Raw genomic sequence first — 20,815 nt, 5'->3', positions numbered from 1 at the left:
TGTGGTGACTAAGTATTGCAGCTATTTTGCCTAATGCTTGGGAGTTCATACAGAATATGCCATAATTAATCTCCCTTGACGCGACTGAATACTATAAGATTGCAGCTGGTGAGTGGCCTTTTTCGAAGAGAGGCTTGAACTCGGCCGATAGTTAAGCATCGCCGTTTGGCGGCGTCGCGACCTGAAAGGATTGCTAATATCCTCGTCAAATTGCTAGGTGTCTCAAATTACTTGAAGGGCTTGGGAGCAATTGAATTTGGGCCAAGGTCATAATCCAATGCGGCATGAGGGTGACGTGTCCGACGTTTCGCAGGCCAGAGCGTTACAAGAGTTGAGCGAAGGCTATGATGCTGCACGGCCATCTGACTCTGCTTTAGAATGGATTTCATCAGAACTTCAACGTGCCCAGACTGAGATCCTGTCATTGCGCCAGGTGCTCGCGAATGCTCGTCTGGACTCTGACCGAACAATAAGTGACCTGCGAGCTGAAGTTGAGAGGCATAAGCGGGAGATTCTGAAGCTCAATGGGGAATTGGCCATTGCAGCCCATGACCGGCGCCTGAACGTCACCCAGATGGTGCACGCTATGATTGCCGCGGAGCGACGCCTTCGGGGCGCCGGATCGGTCGCGGAAGACGTTAGAGAGCGCTATGATAACATTCTCAAGTACGTGGACAATTTGAGGGGCCGATATCAGGAACTTCGACATCGCGTCGACGAACTTACGCAAGAGCGCGATGCGGCTAAGCAGACTCTCCGTGAAATTACCTCCAGTGTCAGCTGGAGAGCAATCGTTCCGTTGCGGCATCTTGCCCGGAGCAATCCCAGTGCGGCTCAAGCCAGCGTGCGGACACTAAAATTCGCTTGGCGTGCCTTGAAGTTGCGCTCAATGGTTCGGTTTTTCAGGACCGGACAGTTTCGTGAGGATGTTTCCCGGCTGCCCCGCAACAAGGTTCCGGGGCGGTCATCTTCGAAGTCCGGTCCGGCACGCTCAAAATCTGAAAAGTTGGCACCGCCTGATCCTTTCGCTCTGCCCGTCGCACTGCTCAGCAGGACTGGAGTTCAGGGTGGAGTCAGTGCCGACTGTCTCGATCCATGGCCGGCGGACCGCCCCTTGGTCAGTGTCGTCATCCCTTGCTTCAATTACAGCCATTTTGTCGCTGAGGCGGTTCAATCCGTCCTTGATCAGACGTTTCGGGATCTGGAGATTATCGTTGTGGAGGGTGGATCGAGCTCCCTCGAAGCGCGGCAAGAACTCGCCGAGATGGAACTCCCGAGAACACGCATCCTGCTGCAGCCTGAAGCCCATCGGGCCGGCGCAAATCGCAACTTCGGCATCAGTCACGCCCGCGGCAAATATATATGTTGTCTCGATGCGGATGATCGCATCGATCCGACCTACATCGAAAAAGCCGTGTTCTTCATGGAGCACTATGGGTATGATGTGGTTTCGACCGGGGTCGAGTTTATTGGTAACCGCTCTGGCGGCTATGGCAGCCTTGAACGGCCGCTCCTTGAAGATCTGCTCAAGGCCAACTATGTGCCGACATGCGCACTCTTCAAGCGTGAACTTTGGGAGAGAGCAGGGGGCTTCCGGGACTCCGACCTGAGTACCGGGCATGTTCATGAGGATTGGCTATTCTGGGTCCGGCTTGGTGCTCTCGGTGCTCGATTCTGGAATATCGTTGGCGAGCGCCTCTTCAAATATCGTGTTCATGGTGTCAGCTTGAGCAGCGGGCAGGATGTCTTGCCGATCGAGCATCAGAGATCGGCTGTTCGCGAACTTAATGCGGATGTCCTGCAGCCTGATTCCCTTAAACACTCAAGGGAGCTGGCTGCTCAGGATCGGCGCCACCCGGAGCCCCTGCGCAATCTCAATCGTTTCGGCCGTGACATAGCCGATGCTCAACCGACCGTTATGCTCGCGCTGCCATTCCTGATCATTGGAGGGGCGGAGCGCCTTCTGAGTTCAATTGTGGCGCATCTGAACGCCGTTGGCTGGCGGGTCATCATCATCACGACCGTGCAAGCAGGATCAGAACACGGCGACACCACGGAATGGTTCCAGAGCGCGACGAACCAAATTTACCATCTCCCTCGCTTTCTCAAGAAGGATCGCTGGAACGACTTCATCGATTACCTCATCAGGTCGAAGCGGGTTGATCTACTCTGGATTGTCGGAAGCGCCGCCTTCTATGAAAGGCTTCCTTGGCTGAAAGCTCTTCATCCTAATCTAAAGGTCATCGACCTCCTGTTCAATACCGTTGGACACACGTCCAACAATCGAAGATATTCTGACTGCATCGACTTCAATCTCGTGGAGAACCAAGAGGTCCGCAGTTGGTTGTTCGAGCAGGGGGAGGCATTGAGCCGGGTTCGGCTGATTGAAAGTGGCCTCGATCTCGTGAGCTACTCGCCAAAACCCAAGAGCCAAGGTGTGCTCCAGCAATTGGAAATCTCGAGCGACACCGTCATCGTAGGGTTCTCAGGGCGGTGGTCGGAAGAAAAGGACCCGCTCGGTTTCGTTGAAGTCGCCAAGCTGGTGCCGGAGGGCCTGCCGGTTACCTTTATAATGACAGGAGCAGGCCCCCTCAGGAAGAAGATCGAGGCTGCCGTAACCGATGCGAACTTCCCTGCCGGTCGCTTTCATCTCATGGGAGCCGTTCCGGATGTTGCTCCCTTTATTGCATCCTATGACCTGCTCTGCCTCCCATCGCGCTTCGACGGCCGCCCTGTGGTCGTGCTGGAGGCTCTGGCTCTTGGGGTTCCGGTCCTTGCGTCAAGTGTTGGGGCCTTGCCGGAAATGATCGAGCAGGACGTGAGCGGTCTCCTTTGTGATGCTGGTGATTACGCAGCGTTCGCTGAATCTATTGTGAAGCTTGCAAGGGATCCGGACAGGCTTCAGCAGATGAAGCACAAAGCAAGGCTGTCCGCCGAGCAGAAATTCGATGCCCGTAGAATGCTCGCGGACTACGAGTCCGCATTGTCAGACCTATTGGGCAAGCCTAGCCGTGATCGGCAGTCTGACAATGCAGGCCAGCCAGTCGCGTCTGAACCTGTGGAACGACGTTCGTAGCGCCCGTAGTTCCGGAGGGAGGGCACAGGAGGGGTATATCGCGTCTCGACATCGGTCCTCGAGCGATATATTGCAGCCCGAGAATAGTTTGATGGAGGCTCTTGTGGTTACGGGCAAGAACATTTTGGTAACGGGCGCAGGGGGGTTCATCGGGAGCCATCTCGTCGAGACGCTGCTGCGGCGCGGCGCAAATGTGACGGCCATGGTGCGGTACAATTCCAACTCCTCTATCGGAAATCTGAAGTTTCTATCCGAAGATCTTCGTAACAAGCTTAAGATTGTTTCAGGTAATATTGAGGATAGCGATTTTGTATTTAGAGCAGTGGAAGGGCAAGATATGGTCCTTCATCTAGCTGCCCTGATTGCTATTCCTTATTCTTATGTGGCGCCTCGGTCGTATGTTCGTGCGAATATTGAGGGAACATTGAACGTCTTAGAGGCCGCCCGTCGGCTCGGAACTGGTCGGGTCGTGCATACCAGCACATCGGAGGTTTATGGTACGGCGCGTCGCGCGCCCATTGACGAAGAGCATCCTCTTCAGGGTCAGTCGCCCTATTCCGCCAGCAAGATCGGTGCGGACAAAATTGCTGACTCTTACTACTTGTCCTTCGATACGCCCGTCGTCGTGCTCAGGCCCTTCAATACGTTCGGGCCGCGTCAGTCGGCCCGTGCGTTCATTCCGACCATCATCTCTCAGGCGCTTGTGCGTGATGAGATTCATCTCGGGTCGCTGACGCCACAGCGCGACATAACCTTCGTTGCGGATACCGTTGAAGGTTTCATCCTTGCTGGAATCATGCCCGGGATCGAAGGCGAGACCATCAACCTCGGGACCGGAGAGACTTACAGCATCGGTGATTTCGCACAGCGCATCCTGCAGTTGATGGAGATGGATAAGCCCATTGTTCATGACGCGGCACGAGACCGGCCGAGCAAGAGCGAAGTCATGAAGCTCGTATCAGATAATTCGAAAGCGGCACGGCTTCTTGGCTGGCGGCCGACGACTGTGTTGGACGACGGTCTTCGTCAGGTCATCGAATTTATTTCGGCGAACCGCGAGCTGTATGCCGCTACAACCTATACGGTTTAAGCGAAAGAAACGTTCATGCAGGCAATCATCATGGCCGGCGGCAAGGGTTCGCGGCTGCATCCTTACTCCGCATTGTTCCCGAAACCTCTTATGCCGCTCGGCGATAAGCCGATCCTCGAGATCTTGCTTCGCCAACTCCGCGCAGCGGGCGTGACTAAGGCCATCATCGCCGTCAATCATTTGCGGCATCTGATCGAGGCTTTCTTCGGGGATGGCTCCCGCTTTGGAATTTCGATCACATATAGTGTGGAGGACAAGCCCTTAGGTACTGCGGGACCCATGAGTTTGGTTCTCGATCAGCTGGAGGAGAACTTCATTCTCACGAACGGCGATCTGCTGACGAACCTTGATATGGGCCTGATGATTGACGACCACATATCGAGTCGCGCTGCAGCGACCATTGGCACTTATCGCCGTGAGCTTAAGTCCGAGTTCGGCCTGTTGGAAGTCGACCAGAATATGCGAATGGTTGGATACCGCGAGAAGCCGACCTATCAGCATCTCGTCAGTATGGGCCTTTACGTGCTCAACCGGAATGCCGTCCGCCAGTGGCTCATACCAGGCGAGTATCTCGACATGCCGACCCTCATGCAATCGATGTCTCAAGCCGACATGCTGGTGCGGTGCCACCAGCAGGCCTGCACGTGGCTCGACATCGGGCGTCCTGAAGACTTTGCCTTGGCGCAGAAAATGGTGGAGGGCGAGCCAGAGGCCTTCTCGCCGCGTCTGCGTTCATGATGAGGATCCTTCTCACCGGTTCGAGTGGATTTCTCGGGCGCCACATTCTGGCGTCTCCCGCGTCTGCCGGCATTTCGTTTAGGTGTGCCACGCGGGCTGAAAGCAGCCGACCGGATCGGGATATCGTCCTTGGGCCCGGGCCCTGGGGGCGAACGGAGTTTGAGCACGCTCTCGCCGTCAGTCGGCCTGATGTCGTGATTCACTGCGCTGGTGCAACCCATGGGGAGGCCCGGCTGCTCTTCGAAGCCAATGCTGTCCCGACGGCAGGGTTGCTGGCCGCCTTGTCCGGCATGGCCAATCCGCCGCGAACCATTCTGCTTGGATCGGCGGCTGAATACGGCTACGTCAGCAACGATGCCATGCCGGTCCGGGAGGATCATCCCTGCCAGCCCCGCAGCGATTATGGCATCTCCAAATATACCCAGACGCTCCTTGGCCTGGCCGCGGCCGAGCGCGGCCTGCCGGTGATGGTGGCGCGGCTATTCAATCCGGTCGGGTTGGGAATGCCTCCGAAGCTTGCGTTGCCATCATTTGCTCGACGCATCGTCAAGGCCTCCGGGACTGACGGTGTCATCAAAGTTGGCAATCTTGAAGTCAGCCGTGACTTCATCGATGTCAGAGAAGCGGCACACCTTCTTATTGCGTTGGCATGCGCCCGCCATTGGTGTTGGCCTATCCTAAATCTCTGCAGTGGGCACGCGTTCAGGCTTGATGTGCTCCTGAACTCCATGATCACGGCGTGCGGCAAGCGCATTGACGTGCAAGTGGATCCGGAACTTTTGCGGTCGGATGACATGCCGTTGCTGGTCGGAAGTACGGAGCGCCTCCTAGCCGTCGGGCTGGCTCCAGAGCCTCCAGATTTTGAGAGTCTTCTTCCGCAAATCCTCGCTGATGCAGAAAATGCATGTCACTGACTTTCCCCGCGGCTGAGTTCTGGAAAAAGCTCACGCTCAAGGAGCGTTGCTTTCGTCACCGTATGGGCTCCTTTCACCGATCTCGCACGTTCGCGATTTAAGCCTGAAGTTGAGCAGGGTTTTACTTGCTATCGCCTGTAGTACCACTGCGCGGAAGATTAGGCTTTGAATTGACCGCCGCGCGACAGGAAACTACGGTTCATCAGAGCGACTAAACAGACGGGTACAGGCGTGGCTGTTGTAATCTTAGGAGCTGGAGCCCTCGGACGTGAAGTGCTTGCTGTCTTAGAGGCCTCTAGTACATCGGTAAGCGGATTCTTGGTTGAGCCGGGCTACGCAACTTCGCCTGTTCGGGGTATTCCAGTTGCTGATGATCTTGAGGCTTGGTCCTCTGATCCAGAGGGTAGCTTTCTCGTAGCGGTGGGCGATGGCCGTGCTCGGGAGAAGCTTGTTCAACAGATGGGTCGCGTGCGGTACGCCACCGCAGTCCACCCGGCCGCAATCATTGGCCCAAACGTCACGTTGTGCGAAGGCGTGATGATATTGGGAGCAGCAAGTATGACCGTTGATGTGAAGGTTTCACCTCATGTACTGGTATATCCTGGGTGTACAATCACCCATGATTGTGTGATCGGGGCCTATGCAAGCCTAGGTCCAGGAGTGTCACTGGCGGGTGGTGTTGTGATTGAGGAGGGGGCCAACATCGGGGTTGGGGCAGTAATTGCACCGGGGTGTCGTATTGGTGCTTGGTCCATCGTTGGGGCAGGAGCTGCCGTCATTCGCGACGTACAAGCCGGGAGCACAGTTGTTGGAGTGCCGGCCCGGCCGCTGGTACACCGCGCCGAGGCAGCTCCAGATTGAGGCAGGTGCCAGCTTCAGCATTCATTGTAATTCAAGGATAGAGGTTCATTGACTCCATGTCTCAGGTGTCCGATCGATCGGGTGCGCCGATCAAAGTGCTAGTACCAAAGCTTCCGACTGCTTCGGCCATCGCGCCTTATCTGGCTCGGATTGATGCAAGCCGAATCTACAGCAATTACGGCCCATTATCCCGGGAATTTTCTGCTTCTCTCTCGAAGTTGACGGGGGCTGCCGGCGTCACACTGACCTGTAATGGCACGGCTGCAATCGAACTGGCTCTGCGCGCAAAGTCCTGCTCAAAGGGCGGAATTTGCATCATGCCTGCGTTCACCTTCATTGCGAGCACGCACGCGGTCTGCAACGCGGGTTTGACGCCATTCTTGGTTGAGGTTGATCCTGACACTCTCATGGTGACCCCTGAGATCGCCGAGGCTGCCTTGCAGCAGCTCGACACGCTGCCTGCGGCGGTCCTTGTGGTCAGTGCATTCGGAGCGCCGCCAGATTTCGACGACTGGATGGCATTCGAGGTAAAGCATGGCATACCTGTGGTATTTGATGCTGCGGCCGCAGTCACGTCCGTGTTCGACCGTGTCGGAGCGCAGCCCGTTTGCGTCAGCCTTCACGCGACAAAGGTTCTTGGTATCGGCGAGGGCGGAGCGATCTTATCGGCCGATGCCGACTTTACTGAGTCCACCACTGCTATGACCGGTTTCGGTTTTCTGGGGAGTGAGCGCTTATCGGCCATCCGTGGGGGAAACTACCGAATCTCCGAGTATGCAGCTGCTGTTGGACTCGCCGCTTTGGAGGCACTTCCAACTCGCCTTGACAGGCTTCGTCTATTGATAGACGCCTATGCAACCCGCCTGAAGAATAAAGAAGCACGATTGCAGCCTGGTGCCGGAGACGAATGGGTTACGATGACCCTTAACGTGGTCCTTCCAGAGAAGTCAGTTGCGTCCACGTTGGACAAACTTGCAGCGGCGGGAGTGGAATGGCGACGCTGGTGGGGGCTCGGTTGTCACCGTCATCCTGCCTTTGCCGACGTGCCGCGAACTGACCTCTCAGCAACCAACTCACTTGCGAAGTGTGTGATTGGACTGCCGTTCCATGAGGATTTGTCAGAGGCTGACATAGACCGCGTTGTGGCCTGTTTGCCATGAGCAAGATCCCGAAACTCTCCTATATCGTTCTATCCTATAATTACGAGCAGTTTGTCGGAACGACGCTCCGCAGTATTCTTGATCAGACCGTACAGGACTTCGAAATCGTAGTTGTAGACGATGCATCTAGCGATCGATCGGTCGAAATCGTGCGGAGCTTCGCCGATCCTCGGATAAGATTGCATGTCAATGAACGCAACGTCGGAGGCGCCGCGAGCTACAATCGCGCGGTGGAAGCCGCCTCCGGGGATTGGCTGGTAAACTTGGATGCCGATGATTGGATCGCTCCGCAGAAGGCCGAGCTTCAACTGGCAGCTCTCGCTGCTGACCCGTCGCTCGACATTATTGGAACGTACGTTAAATTCGTCGACAAGCAGGGCATGCCACATCCAAAGGCCCAGGAATTGGAGGCGCTCACGAACGTCGCGCACGACCTCAACCGCCTTGATCCATGGTTGGGAGCCAATCCACTCTGCCGGTCGTCTACAATGGTACGTCGCGCGGCCCACTTGCGGATCGGTCTCGATGATCCAGCGATGGTTCGGGCCCCCGATTATGAGTTATGGACTCGTGCACTCCGTTTAGGCTGCCGCTTCGCAGTTCTACCTGAGCCTCTCACGTTCTCTCGGCAACATTCACAGGGCGTGACACATGCTGATCCGCTAGGGACAATGCTTGAAATCACCCACTCGATGTTGCGAAACCTCGTCCCGTTGGCCGAGGCCCGGGCCCTATATCCATCAATTGAGCGCATTGTGACCTGGGTCGCACGCCACCCTCAACTCAGCGCACTGCAGCCTATCGAGGTACATAGGCTGCTTGGTCTGATGATGGCAGGAACTGGGTTTGCCGATTTTACAACGTTCCGAACGGCATTGGCTGCGCGCGACGAGGACCCCTCTCTCACACGCCTCGGTCGCCGAACTCTTGCCTTGACGGATGGTTCAGAGCAGGCGGCGCACCTGAGTAGGCTTGAGCGAGATATCGGGGCTTATATTGAAGCTCGAGACTACTGGTATCAGAAGAGTAAAACATGGGAGGATCTATATCGGGAGGCTTCGAAGGCCACTCGGCACAAGAAGAGCAGTAGCCCTCAGCCCAAACCCACAGTACTTCCAAAGAAACCTGCCACTAAAACTCCAAACTATCTTCGATGGGGACTCGGTCGTTTATGGATCAAGGTATACTCGCGCTTCACCCGTTCCTTGTGAACGGAGCCTTGTCTCTGATCGTGCTCCGCGCGATGCGCGATCGAGGCATCGATGTTCATGTCGGATATTATCGAACGGGAGCCGGAGGTTACACACCCGATCGAGCTGAGGATTTCGCTGCCGATGATCGGTTGATCGACTTCTCTGATGCACATGGTGTGACAGGCGTTGATATGCTGGCCGGTGTTGTGCGAGAGCGGCAAATTGGTCTGGTGCTGCAAATTGGATCACCTTGGGCATACCGTCAGCTCCCATATTTAAAGGAGCGTGAGCCGCAGCGACGTATCGTTGATGTGCTCTATAATAAGGTTGGTCATACGCTAAATCACTTCCTCTTTGAGGCCTGCTTCGATGGGGTCATCGTTGAGAGCAGTGACATGCAGCAGTTTATATGTGATAATACTTCTAAGACTGACCCAAACATATGCAAAGTAGAAAGTGGGATCGACCTAGATATTTTTAAACCAAAGAGCTCTATTCGGAATGACAATAGCCTTGTTGTAGGGTACTTTGGGAGAATGTCACCTGAGAAGAATCCTCTCGGCTTCGTCACTCTCGCTGAATACTTGCATCAAGCTCTGCCAGGGTTACAATTCGTTATGTTCGGTGAAGGAGAGATGTCTGGGGCAGTTAAAGCCCGCATCGGAGATGGTCCGGCTGCGGATGTCATTCAGTTTGGTGGTTATGTGGACCAAGCATCTGCGGCTCTCGCCCAGCTCGATGTTCTAGTTGTGCCGTCGAAGCTGGATGGCAGGCCAAATGTGATCATGGAAGCAAACGCCTGTGGTGTCCCGGTTATTGGTGCGCCAGTCGGCGGCATCCCAGAACTCATCCAGCCCGGTTCTAACGGCTTCTTGTTCCGACCCGAAGACCACCCGCAAATTGCGCGGGTGCTTGCCGAGTGGCTCAAGGAGCCGTCAATATTTCGTCAGATGCAGCTCATGTGCAGAATCGTAGCGGAAGAACGGTTTGATCGGACCCGAATGCTAGATGATTACGAGGCAGTATTCAGGAGCCTAATATTATCATAGTTCATTGATCGCTCATTCTGTAATATATTCAAGTTAGATCTCTGAATTACGCTCGACTCTGGAAGGATGCGCCCATGAGTTTCTCATGTAATGTCTGCCACTGTGTACAAGTTGCAAACTATGTTGCACGCGGGGACGGGCGTCGCATACAGTTCTGTGCAGATTGTGGAATGGGTACAATTGAGGATCCGCCTGAAAGTACGGAGGCCTTCTACGAGGATGGTTATTATGGTCAGACTGCCGCCGGTGCGGTCGGCTATGAAGATTATGCTTTTACTGCTGAGCACGGTCTTCTTTGGGCAAGATTATTTGTTGAAGCTGCAAAGCCTTCTGGAGGTAGGGTCTTAGATATTGGTTGCGCTGATGGGTTTCTGCTCCGACGCTTAGCCGGCCCCTATGAATGTTTTGGAATCGAAGTGAATGGCAGTGCAGCGGCGCAGGCTGCGAGCCACGGCGTGACGATCCTGTCTCACGATGTTGCTGATCCTGCGATATCCGTTGATAAAGTGGGTCGCTTTGATGTCATCACATCTATCGCTACCTTCGAACACGTACTTGATTTCTCTGGCGCTATTAGAAAAAGTCTCGATCTGTTGACGTACAATGGAGTCCTGCTGTTCGAGGTCCCACTTATCTCTGATCATCGCGACAATCGAGATTGGTTCAACTCTTCATATGAACATATTTCATATCCGACAATCTCGGGGCTGGAACGTCTTTTTGCTATAAATATCGACGCGTACTTCAGTGGGTTCGAGTCCGACATCAAGGGATATGGATCCACTTATATTGGCGCGGCAACGCGAGATCCCGCGATGTTCGCTTCTATTGATCGGCTCATGAGAGTGATGGCTCAAGACGGATTGGACGATCTGAGTGTTATTGAGACACGCCTCAATCTCGCTTACCATGTAGTGCATTGCTTCCGGCCTACCCCGGAGCGGGTGTTGGCATTGCCGGCTCTCCTTGATATTGCAGCGACACCCAACTTGCTGAAGCGATTAACCCAACTCTGGTATGGGGACAGCGTTCGAGCTTTGGAGGCAGAGACCAACTCGGCCCAAGCCAAGTGGATGGAAAAACAGGCTACGAACTGGCAGAATGCATATCATGAACTTGCATCAACAATGCAAAATTCGAGATAGAGAGCGACCCTGTTGTCTGGCGTCGTTACCAAGATCAGCGTGTCTAGAATGACTGTAGCCATGGGTCAATGTGCTGTCGACATGAATGCAGGGATATAGCTTTCACTAGCTTAGTAAGCCGCCGTTCACTTCAAAGAACCCAAATGCCCAGTGAAACTGTCCCAGATCCCACGACAAATAAGCCGGAGCCTCATGAGTCGATGGTCGGTAAGAGTTGTGTAAACGAGCGGAAATATTAAGGCCCTGCTGATGAAATAGAGCCGCCAAGCCAAGGGAGTGTAGGGCTGGCGGGAGAGCCAGAGGGCATTTCTGACCCAGTAATAGTTTCGTATCGGCACATGGACCGCCACTCTCCGGGGGCCAATTCGTGCGATCGTGCTACCCAAACGATGCTCGACTGCGGCTGTAGGAGACAAAAAGCTCTGATATCCACTTGCACGGGCACGTAAGCACCACTCAACATCGACAAGATCAATGAATAGATCCTCCTTGAAGCTGCCAATTTTATCGAGCGTGTCTAAGGAGACTAGAGATGCCGAAGCGATGATGAAGTCGCTCTCCACGGGACAGTCCAAGCCTTTGAGCGAACGACGGGATAGGAGAGGCCCGTTGGCCTGATAGGCTCGGGTCTGCCGCTCGCTGTTAAGTTCGTAATAGGCTGGACCTATGGCAGCGACTCCATCGTACTCTACCTCAAGAGCGGCCAGATGGCTCGAAAGGTCTGCCACGACGCCAGCTGCCAACACCGTATCCTGGTCTAGCAGCAGTATGTGCGAGTAGCCTTCGTCACGTGCCAATGCGACGCCCTGATTCTGAGCAGCAGCTATGCCGAGATTCTGTTCATTTTCAAGGACATGAGCCCGAACCGCGGATGCGGCATCTCTCACGCTCCTAGCATTGGACGAATTATTATCAACCACCGCGATCCCCTGGACTTGGGGGGCGACAGATCCTAGGACACGGGCCAACAGGTCCGGATCTGGATTGTAGGTGACCGCGACGGCCAAAACGCGCATTCATGCTCTCCAAGATCGGATCCGTTCTAGTAAATCGATCAGATGAGGCAGGCAAGACGGAGACGCAGAGGATGGCTAACCCCTCCATAACCTTGGCCATGTCGGGTCGGGCGGCTAACGAATAGGACCTATGAGAGGCCCAGATGCCGTTCGGAAAGGCGTCGTTTCGCCCTCATTGCGTCAGGTTGGTCTGACGCTGTGTCAGGGTTGCTGGACCGAGTTCAAAGAGGTATAGCGGCGCCCAAGGGACGCCGGTCAGGCTTGTTGGCCGGATTGGCCTTCACCTGCAGGAGGCGCGGCACTATGGCGCTTTCCGGAGGTATGCGGTCTAGATCAATGCCCTTATAGAAGGGCCGTCCTATCCTAGGCGCCTAAAGCCGAGATTTTTCGATGCACAAAGATACGCTGCTGAAAAAGTTCAACGAGAAGACCGCTGTGATCGGCATCGTCGGGCTGGGCTATGTCGGTTTGCCGCTTTCGCTCCGTTATTCCGAGGTCGGCTACAAGGTCGTCGGTTTCGATATTGACCAGAGTAAGGTCGATCTCCTCAAACAGGGGCAGACCTATATAGAACATATCGGCTCCGAAGGGATTGCCAAGGCGATCAAGAACGGGTTCGAGCCAACCTCCGATCTGTCACGTGCTCGCGACGTAGACGCCCTGATCCTGTGCGTCCCCACGCCCCTGAACAAGTATCGTGAACCGGACCTCAGCTTCGTATTGAATACGGTCGACGCGCTTCTGCCGCATCTGAGAGTTGGTCAGATCATATCTCTGGAGAGCACCACCTATCCTGGCACCACTGAAGAGGAGTTGCGCCCCCGGATTGAGAGGGCTGGCTTCACCGTGGGCGAGGATGCGTTTCTCGTATTCTCGCCCGAGCGCGAGGATCCGGGGAATGCCAAGTTCAGTACGCACAATATCCCCAAGGTTTGCGGCGGCAGCACCCCGTCCTGCCTAGAAGTGGGCCTTGCTCTCTACGGCCAAGTGATCAACACGGTTGTTCCGGTAAGCTCCACGCAGGCTGCTGAGTTGACAAAGCTGCTGGAGAACATCCATCGCGCGGTCAATATCGGTCTCGTCAACGAGATGAAGATTATCGCCGACCGGATGGGAATCGATATCCACGAGGTCATTCGGGCAGCCGCTACCAAGCCGTTCGGCTTCGTTCCCTATTATCCCGGCCCAGGCTTGGGAGGGCACTGCATCCCGATCGATCCGTTCTACCTGACCTGGAAGGCGCGCGAGTATGGCCTCCATACCCGCTTCATCGAGCTCGCGGGCGAAATCAATAGCACGATGCCGGAATGGGTCGTCGAGAAAATCGCCGATGCCCTCAACGAGCGCGAGAAGCCGATCCGTGGCAGCAAAATCCTTGTTCTCGGCATCGCCTACAAGAAGAATGTCGACGACATGCGGGAGTCGCCCTCAGTCGAGCTGATGACGCTGCTTCAGGATAAAGGGGCGCAGATTTCCTACAGCGATCCGCACGTCCCGAGCTTCCCTAAGATGCGGCGTTATTCCTTCGATCTCAAGAGCGTCGAGCTAACCCCCGAGGCACTTGCCGATTACGATCTGGTGCTTCTCGCAACGGACCACGACAAATTCGACTACGGCATCATTGAGAAGCACGCGAAGCTCATCGTCGATACGCGCGGACGATATCTGGGCGCCCGCGGTAACGTGGTGAAGGCGTAAACGCGCAGATGTGAGGTCATCCGAGACGAGAGCCACTGCCTCACCAATGGGCGTCGGCCCAAGTTTAGATAAGTTTGGCGTCTCGGGTTCAACGTCCGAGCGCCAGGAACGGGATCAAGGAAGCGAAGTTGAGAACCAACGGTTCGAATATGTTGGATGTCCTGCAAGAGGTTCGGGACGGCTGGCGCTGGCGTGAGTTGTGGATGACGCTGGGCTGGCGCGATGTGCAGACACGTCACCGTCGCTCGCGCATCGGCCCGTTCTGGAATACGCTGAGCCTGGCTTTGTTCGTGACCTGCATTGGCAGCCTGTACGGTGGGATCATGAGCCATCCGACGTCTGACTATATCCCCCATCTTGTCACCGGTTATATGGTATGGGTTTTTCTCAATGCTCTCGTGCTCGAGGGGAAGGACGCCTTTGTGGGTAATGCCACTGCGATCCGGGAGATCCCCGTTCCGAGGACCGTCTATATCTATAAGCTTCTCTGGAAGAATTTGATCATCCTCGGCTTCAACTCGCTGGTGTATATTGCGGTTGTTATTCTCTACGGTGTGTCGGCATTTCCTAATGTCATCCTGATCCTTCCCGCCTTAATGCTTGTGTTTCTCAATGGGATTTGGGTTGCACTGCTGCTTGGTCTCATCAACGTGCGTCACAGAGATCTGGGGCAGATGATCCCGAACGCCATGCGTCTCGCCTTTTTCGTGACCCCGATCCTCTGGTATCCGGACAGTGTCACGGGAATCCGCACGATCTTCGTGGATTTCAATCCATTCTATTATTTTATCGAACTCTTACGCGCACCGCTGCTTGGGCACGCACCGACCACCTTGGTCTGGGCGGTGGCCATCGGGATTACAGCGATTGGTTGGGGTGTCACCGTCCCGATCTATGCCCACTGGCGCCGGCGCATTGCGTTCTGGCTTTGAGGTGGGGCAATGGCACTAATCAAGCTTGAAAACATCACGCTGGAATTTCCCGTGCAAGCGTCGAAGTCCGACCGGCGGCAGTCGTCCAAGGAAAGCCACATTGGCGGGCAGTTGTCACAGGGGCAGTCGGGCCAAATGGTGGTTCGCGCCCTGGATCAATTGTCGCTCACGCTAGGGCCGGGGGATCGCTTGGCTCTTCTGGGACACAACGGTGCAGGCAAGTCAACGCTCCTGCGCGTCATGGCGAAGCTCTATCCGCCGACCCACGGGCGGGTCACCGTCCAAGGACGGGTGGCACCACTGCTGAATCTCGGCTTCGGTCTCGACATGGATTCCACCGGCTACGACAACATTTTCATTCGTGGTCTGTATCTGGGGATGAGCAAAGCTGAGTTGAAGAAGAAGGCTGATGCCATTGCAGAATTCAGCGAACTCGGAGACTTTCTCGATCTTCCGATGCGTACCTATTCCTCTGGCATGCGAGCACGTTTGGCCTTTGCAATTTCCACACACGTTGAAACCGACATCCTGTTGTTGGATGAGGTGGTTGCTACCGGCGATGCACGATTCCTGAAGAAGGCCAATGAGCAGCTAGAGAGCTTCGCTCGTGACTCCAAGCTCTTGGTGCTTGCTTCCCATTCCAACAAGGTGCTGCGAGACCTCTGCAACAAGGCGATTATCTTGGAGCACGGTCGAATCAAAGCATCTGGGCCCATCGATGAGGTTATTGAAACATACGCTGTCTCCATGGGCGTAGATGGTAATGACGGGTGATCCTGTCATGCTATCGGAAAGGCTCAATGATGATGAGCATGGAACTGACGCGAAAATCAGCATGACCGCCTCGGGTTCAGCATTCCCACGCAGCCATCGGCTGGGCTCGCGGGTTCTGATCGGCAAGGTCCCGATCGCATGACCCAAGAACTTCCGCGTTCCATGTCCCAACCCGCTGACCCTAGCGCTTTAGCAGATGCCGCCTCGCTGCAGGAGCAAGTCCAGCAACAAAAGGACGAGATCGCGGAACTCAAAGCCACGGTCCGAGAGCTGCGATCAGAAGTCAACGGGTTACGCGGTTCTCTGTCCTGGACAGTGACGCGTCCCTTGCGGCTGCTGGCCAGGCGTCTTCCCAGTATGGCGGCTGGGGTGCAGCGCGGTGTTGATCGAACGAAGGACATTCTAGCGACAAGATTGCCGAGGCGGGCCGCCCGGGCCTTCTTCGACAATCGATGGGATGTGAAGGACGATATCGCGCGGCAGATTTCTGCCCACCGTTCCTCTGCACCGGAAGGCCGGAGAATCGTCTTTTACACGGCCATCTTCGGCGAATACGACAACTTGCTTCTTCCAGATCGCATCGATCCCGATGTTGAGTACGTGTGTTTCACGGATCGCCCGCGGAATGATTACGGCATCTGGCAGATGCGATCCTCGCCATACTATCACCCTGATCCAACGAGGATCGCCCGCTGGGTTAAGACACATCCGCACGAGCTTTTCCCGACCCACCAGGCTGCTGTATGGCTGGATGCCAACATCATCTTCAGAGGCGATGTACATCACTATATCGAGATGGTCAGGCAGCAGGGCGCCCAGCTTGGTTTGGTATCGCACCCGCATCGCACGTGCTTCTATGAGGAGGCCGAAGCCTGCAAGCGGCTTAAGAAGGATGCAGCAAAGCTCATCGATTTACAGATTGAGCACTACAGGAGCGCTGGTCTCCCCTTGAATCAGCCGCTATTCGAAACCGGGTTCATGATCGTTCTCCTCAAAAGTCAGGAGACTGCCGATGCCCTTCATGCCTGGTGGCGGCAGATCGAAAGCTTCAGCCGCAGGGATCAACTCGCCTTGGCATGGGTCACCTACAGCCATCCACCTCTCCAGATCGTTCCGCTTCTGCCACAGGGTGCGTCCGTCAGAGACCACGAGGACTTCTCCTACTTTCGCCACAGCTTCGCGCGGGCTTTGAAGCTTCCGGATATTCTCGTAAAGCTCGGCCATGTCGCCACCCCTTCAGCGGGATTGAGCTTCGCCGAGGTCAAGAGGGAGCGACTGGAGCCTCTAGTCGACATTCCCATCGACATAATCGTCTGCGTTCACAACGCTCTCGACGACGTCCGGCTTTGCCTGGAGGCAGCGTGGGCGAGCCTGTTGCCAAGTCACAGGATCATTGTCGTCAATGACCGTTCCGACGAGGCGACGACCTCTTATCTGCGAGAATTTTCAGCGACCCGGGACCGGGTCGTCCTGCTCGAAAACGAGCACAATTTGGGGTACACGCGTTCGGCAAATCGTGGCCTTGCCGCTGCGGGAGCCGGATTTCGCATCCTTCTCAACAGCGACACGATCGTAAGCCCGAACTGGGCCTTGAAACTGCTCGATGCAGCCAACCAGAGCGATAGGATAGGCATTGTCGGCCCGCTCTCGAATGCAGCGGGAGCGCAATCCATTCCTCAGATCAAGGATAAACGCAACAACACGACCATCAATCCGCTACCGCGTGGCCTGAAACACTCCGATCTCGACCTTGCCTGTGAGACTTGGAGCAAGGCGGATCTCGTGCCTCGGACTCCGCTGGTTCACGGCTTTTGCTTCGGCATCAAGAAGGAAGTCATTGAGAGCATCGGGTTCTTCGATGAAGTGAATTTCAAGCTCTTCTATGGTGAGGAAAACGACTACTGCTTCCGGGCTCGCGCCGCGGGCTTCGAACTGGCCGTCGCAACTAACACCTTCGTCTTTCACCGCAAGTCGAGGAGCATCGACGAGGAAAAGCGGGTCGTTCACATGGCGGAAGCTTGGAAGCGCCTGCGGGAGCTCTACGGCGCTGACAAGATCCTCGCCGCTTACCGTCAGGTGGAGGAGCATCCGCTATTAGAGCGGATCCGCAAGGAAGCGGCGGGTTATTTCCGGTCAATGCAACGGATGAGCTAGTAGTTGTTTTTGCTACCTGGAGTTGAGGTAGAGCCTCGATTGTGGCTTTTTGCCCCCAGGCAGAGGAGACGCCAGAGGCCGTGGACGATATTTCTTTGATAGGTTAGAACCCTCGCCTCAACGAGCGGGCTTGCTCGGCAGTGCCGACGTAACTGGTAATGGAGAGAGCACAGGTCATGGCAAAGCGATATCTGGTCACCGGGGGCGCCGGGTTTATTGGATCGGCCGTCGTGCGCAAGCTTATCGCCAGTACCCCGCATGAGGTTCTCGTCGTCGATAAACTCACCTATGCGGGAAATCTCGACTCCCTCCGATCTGTCGCAGGCAGTGACCGATATCGCTTCATGCGCGCCGATATCGTCGATGCCGAGCGGATGAAGACCGTGATCAATGAGTATCAGCCGGACGTGATCATGCATCTCGCCGCCGAAAGCCATGTTGACCGCTCGATCCACGGTCCTGGAGTGTTCGTGCAGACGAACGTCGTCGGCACCTTCACACTGCTCCAGGCGGCGCTGGCTTACTGGAGTAGGCTTGATGCCGCGCGGCGCGATACATTCCGCTTCCATCACATCTCGACGGACGAAGTTTTCGGATCCCTTGGCCATGAAGGATTCTTCCATGAGGAGTACCCGTATCAGCCCAATTCGCCTTACTCAGCGTCGAAGGCTGCGTCGGACCATTTCGTGCGCGCCTGGCACCACACCTACGGCCTGCCGACGCTGATCACCAATTGCTCTAACAACTACGGACCTTACCATTTCCCTGAGAAGCTCATCCCTCTCATGATCCTGAATGCGCTCGAGGGAAAGCCTCTACCCGTTTACGGAAAGGGCGAGAATGTGCGCGACTGGCTCTACGTGGAGGACCACGCTGACGCGCTGATCCTCGTAGCCGGCAAAGGCAGGGTGGGCGAGAACTACAACATCGGCGGCTGGAACGAGCGCACGAATATCGACGTCGTGCGCTCTATCTGTCAGCTCGTCGATGAGATGGCGCCGAGCAACGCGATCGCGCCACGAGAAAAGCTGATTTCCTACGTGACCGATCGGCCCGGCCACGATCTGCGCTATGCCATCGACGCCAGTAAGATCGAGCGCGAGTTGGGATGGCGTCCATCCGAAACTTTTGAGACCGGGCTCCGGAAGACCGTCTCCTGGTATCTCGACAATCAAGCTTGGTGGGAGCGCGTTCGCTCCGGCGTCTATCAGGGCGAGCGGCTCGGAGTGGCGATCTAACTCGCAGATATGGGCTGAATCGGTTATTGCGAGTGACGGCGTTCAAGTATGTTGAAGCAGTCAAACCAGAGTGAGGATGGGCCGTGCTGAGTGTGGAGCCAACGAAAATCCCTGATGCGAAGGTGATCACGCCAGGGCGCCTGAGTGATAGCCGTGGATATTTTTCGGAGGTTTTTCACAAGCAGCATTTTGCCGAGGCGGGCATTGCGGCCGATTTCGTTCAGGACAATTGTTCTCTTTCCGCGTCAGCAGGCACTGTGCGGGGCCTGCACTTTCAAGCCGAACCATTTGCTCAGGCCAAGCTGATCCGTGTCGTGCGGGGCTCTATTCTTGATGTTGTCGTTGATATTCGTCGGTCCTCTCCGACCTATGGAAAGCACGTTGCTGTTGAGCTTTCAGCGGAGAATGGTCGCCAGATGTTCGTGCCGATAGGCTTCGCTCACGGCTTCTGTACACTCGAGCCTAATACCGAAGTCCATTATAAAGTTTCGTCATATTACTCTGCCGCTCACGATCATGGATTGCTCTGGGACGATCCTGCTCTCGAGATTGAATGGCCAATCGAGCCTTCCCGAGCCGTTCTTTCCGATAAAGACCGCCACCAGCCAAAGCTTGCAGAACTTCCGGTCTACTTCTCGTAGTTTAGGCTCGCCCCGGTGACGTTAGAAATATCAAGGAGTATAGCGATGAAGGGCATCATCTTGGCCGGCGGCAGCGGAACGCGCCTGCATCCTATGACCTACGTTACGTCAAAGCAGTTGCTGCCGATCTACGACAAACCAATGATCTACTATCCGCTGACCACCCTCATGCTGGCGGGAGTGCGGGATATTCTCATCATTTCCACGCTGGATGACCTGCCGCGGTTCAAGCAGCTTTTGGGTACCGGCGAGCAGTGGGGCATTCGCTTGTCCTATGCGGAGCAACCGAAACCCGAAGGGCTTGCTCAAGCCTATGTTATCGGTGCTGACTTCGTCGCAGGCGAGCCGTCCGTGCTGATCCTCGGAGACAACGTCTATTACGGACACGGATTGACTGATCTTCTGCGTTCCGCAGCACACCGAACATCCGGCGCGTCCGTCTTCGCATACCATGTCACCGATCCCGAGCGGTATGGTGTTGTCGAGTTCGACAGCAATGGCAAAGCGGTTTCGATCGAAGAGAAGCCTAAGGCTCCCCGCTCGAACTGGGCCGTGACGGGGCTGTATTTCTATGACCATCAGGTGACCGACATTGCAGCCCGGCTAAAGCCCTCCGCTCGCGGCGAACTCGAAATCACTGATGTGAACCGCATCTATCTGGAGATGGGTGAGCTCCAAGTCGAGCTGATGGGCCGGGGTTATGCCTGGCTGGACACCGGTACGCCGGACAGCTTGGTCGAGGCCTCCGAGTTCGTGCGCGCGCTCGAGAAGCGTCAGGGGTTCCGCATCGCATGTCCGGAGGAAATCGCCTTTACGAGCGGCTGGATCGACCGCACTCAGCTCGTGTCTCTGGGCACGAAGCTTTCGAAAAGCACATATGGTCAGTATCTGCTCCGAATTGCGGATGATGCGGAGCGTTTTCCTCGCAGATTGCTTGGATAACGGCGCGTTCCGACGCCAGCACCAGAAGGCTGTCCATTCCATATGCAACGTCTCCTCCGAAGCACTGTCTCACGGCTCAAAAAGATCGATCTTCTTCGAAGGATAGTGTCGCGGGCTAGGACAATCGGCTTCAGCCGCCAGAGCGTTGCGCTCCAGCATGCCAGGAGGAACATCGACGCAGGCAACTTCAATGC

17 protein-coding genes are annotated in these 20,815 nt (G+C 55.7%); 16 read left to right on the top strand and 1 reads right to left on the bottom strand.

Annotation, left to right across the window (positions count from 1 at the left end; translation table 11 throughout):
• The first annotated feature begins 295 nt into the window (after nucleotides 1-295).
• The 9 genes from JKG68_RS13890 to JKG68_RS13850 all read left to right on the top strand — a co-directional run bounded on the left by JKG68_RS13890 (nucleotide 296) and on the right by JKG68_RS13850 (nucleotide 11,226).
• Nucleotides 296-3,076 (top strand): glycosyltransferase, encoded by a 2,781-nt coding sequence (locus tag JKG68_RS13890; protein WP_202060383.1) that lies wholly within the window; start codon nucleotides 296-298, stop codon nucleotides 3,074-3,076.
• A gap of 91 nt (nucleotides 3,077-3,167) precedes the next feature.
• Nucleotides 3,168-4,166, top strand: coding sequence for an SDR family NAD(P)-dependent oxidoreductase (locus tag JKG68_RS13885; protein ID WP_202060381.1), 999 nt, complete (start codon nucleotides 3,168-3,170; stop codon nucleotides 4,164-4,166).
• Nucleotides 4,167-4,181: 15 nt separating this feature from the next.
• The gene (locus JKG68_RS13880; protein WP_202060379.1) at nucleotides 4,182-4,904 is read left to right on the top strand and encodes a sugar phosphate nucleotidyltransferase; all 723 of its coding nucleotides are present in this window, start codon (nucleotides 4,182-4,184) and stop codon (nucleotides 4,902-4,904) included.
• Entirely contained in the window at nucleotides 4,901-5,818 is a 918-nt protein-coding gene (locus JKG68_RS13875; RefSeq protein WP_202060377.1) for an NAD-dependent epimerase/dehydratase family protein, read from the top strand. Before JKG68_RS13880 ends, JKG68_RS13875 begins: the two co-directional genes overlap by 4 nt.
• Nucleotides 5,819-6,049: 231 nt before the next feature.
• Nucleotides 6,050-6,679, top strand: coding sequence for a NeuD/PglB/VioB family sugar acetyltransferase (locus tag JKG68_RS34700; RefSeq protein WP_202060375.1), 630 nt, complete (start codon nucleotides 6,050-6,052; stop codon nucleotides 6,677-6,679).
• Between the two features lie 56 nt (nucleotides 6,680-6,735).
• Nucleotides 6,736-7,839: a DegT/DnrJ/EryC1/StrS family aminotransferase gene (locus JKG68_RS13865; RefSeq protein WP_202060373.1), complete on the top strand. Its 1,104-nt coding sequence runs from the start codon at nucleotides 6,736-6,738 to the stop codon at nucleotides 7,837-7,839.
• A complete protein-coding gene (locus JKG68_RS13860; protein WP_202060371.1) occupies nucleotides 7,836-9,050 on the top strand; it encodes a glycosyltransferase family 2 protein in 1,215 nt (404 codons plus the stop codon). Before JKG68_RS13865 ends, JKG68_RS13860 begins: the two co-directional genes overlap by 4 nt.
• A gap of 8 nt (nucleotides 9,051-9,058) precedes the next feature.
• The gene (locus tag JKG68_RS13855) at nucleotides 9,059-10,081 is read left to right on the top strand and encodes a glycosyltransferase family 4 protein (RefSeq protein WP_202060369.1); all 1,023 of its coding nucleotides are present in this window, start codon (nucleotides 9,059-9,061) and stop codon (nucleotides 10,079-10,081) included.
• 170 nt (nucleotides 10,082-10,251) lie between these two features.
• Nucleotides 10,252-11,226: a class I SAM-dependent methyltransferase gene (locus tag JKG68_RS13850; RefSeq protein ID WP_202060367.1), complete on the top strand. Its 975-nt coding sequence runs from the start codon at nucleotides 10,252-10,254 to the stop codon at nucleotides 11,224-11,226.
• A 125-nt stretch (nucleotides 11,227-11,351) separates the two neighbouring features.
• Here JKG68_RS13850 and JKG68_RS13845 read toward each other — a convergent pair whose 3' ends face one another.
• Nucleotides 11,352-12,242, bottom strand: coding sequence for a glycosyltransferase family 2 protein (locus tag JKG68_RS13845; protein WP_202060365.1), 891 nt, complete (start codon nucleotides 12,240-12,242; stop codon nucleotides 11,352-11,354).
• 390 nt (nucleotides 12,243-12,632) lie between these two features.
• Between JKG68_RS13845 and JKG68_RS13840 the strand changes: the two genes are divergently transcribed.
• The 7 genes from JKG68_RS13840 to rfbA all read left to right on the top strand — a co-directional run bounded on the left by JKG68_RS13840 (nucleotide 12,633) and on the right by rfbA (nucleotide 20,621).
• Nucleotides 12,633-13,940, top strand: coding sequence for a nucleotide sugar dehydrogenase (locus tag JKG68_RS13840; protein ID WP_202060363.1), 1,308 nt, complete (start codon nucleotides 12,633-12,635; stop codon nucleotides 13,938-13,940).
• A 128-nt stretch (nucleotides 13,941-14,068) separates the two neighbouring features.
• Nucleotides 14,069-14,872 (top strand): ABC transporter permease, encoded by an 804-nt coding sequence (locus JKG68_RS13835; RefSeq protein WP_202060361.1) that lies wholly within the window; start codon nucleotides 14,069-14,071, stop codon nucleotides 14,870-14,872.
• A gap of 9 nt (nucleotides 14,873-14,881) precedes the next feature.
• Complete coding sequence (locus JKG68_RS13830; protein ID WP_202060359.1) at nucleotides 14,882-15,646, top strand: ABC transporter ATP-binding protein; 765 nt, start codon at nucleotides 14,882-14,884, stop codon at nucleotides 15,644-15,646.
• Nucleotides 15,647-15,784: 138 nt separating this feature from the next.
• On the top strand, nucleotides 15,785-17,800 hold the full coding sequence (locus JKG68_RS13825) for a glycosyltransferase domain-containing protein (RefSeq protein ID WP_202060357.1): 2,016 nt from the start codon (nucleotides 15,785-15,787) through the stop codon (nucleotides 17,798-17,800).
• 176 nt (nucleotides 17,801-17,976) lie between these two features.
• Nucleotides 17,977-19,038, top strand: coding sequence for a dTDP-glucose 4,6-dehydratase (gene rfbB / locus JKG68_RS13820; RefSeq protein ID WP_202060355.1), 1,062 nt, complete (start codon nucleotides 17,977-17,979; stop codon nucleotides 19,036-19,038).
• Nucleotides 19,039-19,121: 83 nt separating this feature from the next.
• Nucleotides 19,122-19,679, top strand: coding sequence for a dTDP-4-dehydrorhamnose 3,5-epimerase (rfbC, locus tag JKG68_RS13815; protein WP_202060353.1), 558 nt, complete (start codon nucleotides 19,122-19,124; stop codon nucleotides 19,677-19,679).
• Between the two features lie 45 nt (nucleotides 19,680-19,724).
• Entirely contained in the window at nucleotides 19,725-20,621 is an 897-nt protein-coding gene (gene rfbA, locus JKG68_RS13810) for a glucose-1-phosphate thymidylyltransferase RfbA (protein ID WP_202060351.1), read from the top strand.
• Nucleotides 20,622-20,815 lie beyond the last annotated feature (194 nt).

It is taken from the genome of Microvirga aerilata (assembly GCF_016743775.1).
GTDB classification, from domain to species: Bacteria; Pseudomonadota; Alphaproteobacteria; order Rhizobiales; family Beijerinckiaceae; genus Microvirga; species Microvirga aerilata.
Note: the sequence above shows the minus strand (reverse complement) of the source record. Positions and strands in the feature narration are given on the sequence as shown.

What these genes read in the sequence shown, in the direction of transcription:
- JKG68_RS13885 (WP_202060381.1), top strand. Translation starts at nt 3,168, where the DNA reads ATGGAGGCTCTTGTGGTTACGGGCAAGAACATTTTGGTAACGGGCGCA.
- JKG68_RS13880 (WP_202060379.1), top strand. Translation starts at nt 4,182, where the DNA reads ATGCAGGCAATCATCATGGCCGGCGGCAAGGGTTCGCGGCTGCATCCT.
- JKG68_RS13875 (WP_202060377.1), top strand. Translation starts at nt 4,901, where the DNA reads ATGATGAGGATCCTTCTCACCGGTTCGAGTGGATTTCTCGGGCGCCAC.
- JKG68_RS13865 (WP_202060373.1), top strand. Translation starts at nt 6,736, where the DNA reads ATGTCTCAGGTGTCCGATCGATCGGGTGCGCCGATCAAAGTGCTAGTA.
- JKG68_RS13860 (WP_202060371.1), top strand. Translation starts at nt 7,836, where the DNA reads ATGAGCAAGATCCCGAAACTCTCCTATATCGTTCTATCCTATAATTAC.
- JKG68_RS13850 (WP_202060367.1), top strand. Translation starts at nt 10,252, where the DNA reads ATGGGTACAATTGAGGATCCGCCTGAAAGTACGGAGGCCTTCTACGAG.
- JKG68_RS13845 (WP_202060365.1), bottom strand. Translation starts at nt 12,242, where the DNA reads ATGCGCGTTTTGGCCGTCGCGGTCACCTACAATCCAGATCCGGACCTG.
- JKG68_RS13840 (WP_202060363.1), top strand. Translation starts at nt 12,633, where the DNA reads ATGCACAAAGATACGCTGCTGAAAAAGTTCAACGAGAAGACCGCTGTG.
- JKG68_RS13830 (WP_202060359.1), top strand. Translation starts at nt 14,882, where the DNA reads ATGGCACTAATCAAGCTTGAAAACATCACGCTGGAATTTCCCGTGCAA.
- JKG68_RS13825 (WP_202060357.1), top strand. Translation starts at nt 15,785, where the DNA reads ATGACCCAAGAACTTCCGCGTTCCATGTCCCAACCCGCTGACCCTAGC.
- rfbB (WP_202060355.1), top strand. Translation starts at nt 17,977, where the DNA reads ATGGCAAAGCGATATCTGGTCACCGGGGGCGCCGGGTTTATTGGATCG.
- rfbA (WP_202060351.1), top strand. Translation starts at nt 19,725, where the DNA reads ATGAAGGGCATCATCTTGGCCGGCGGCAGCGGAACGCGCCTGCATCCT.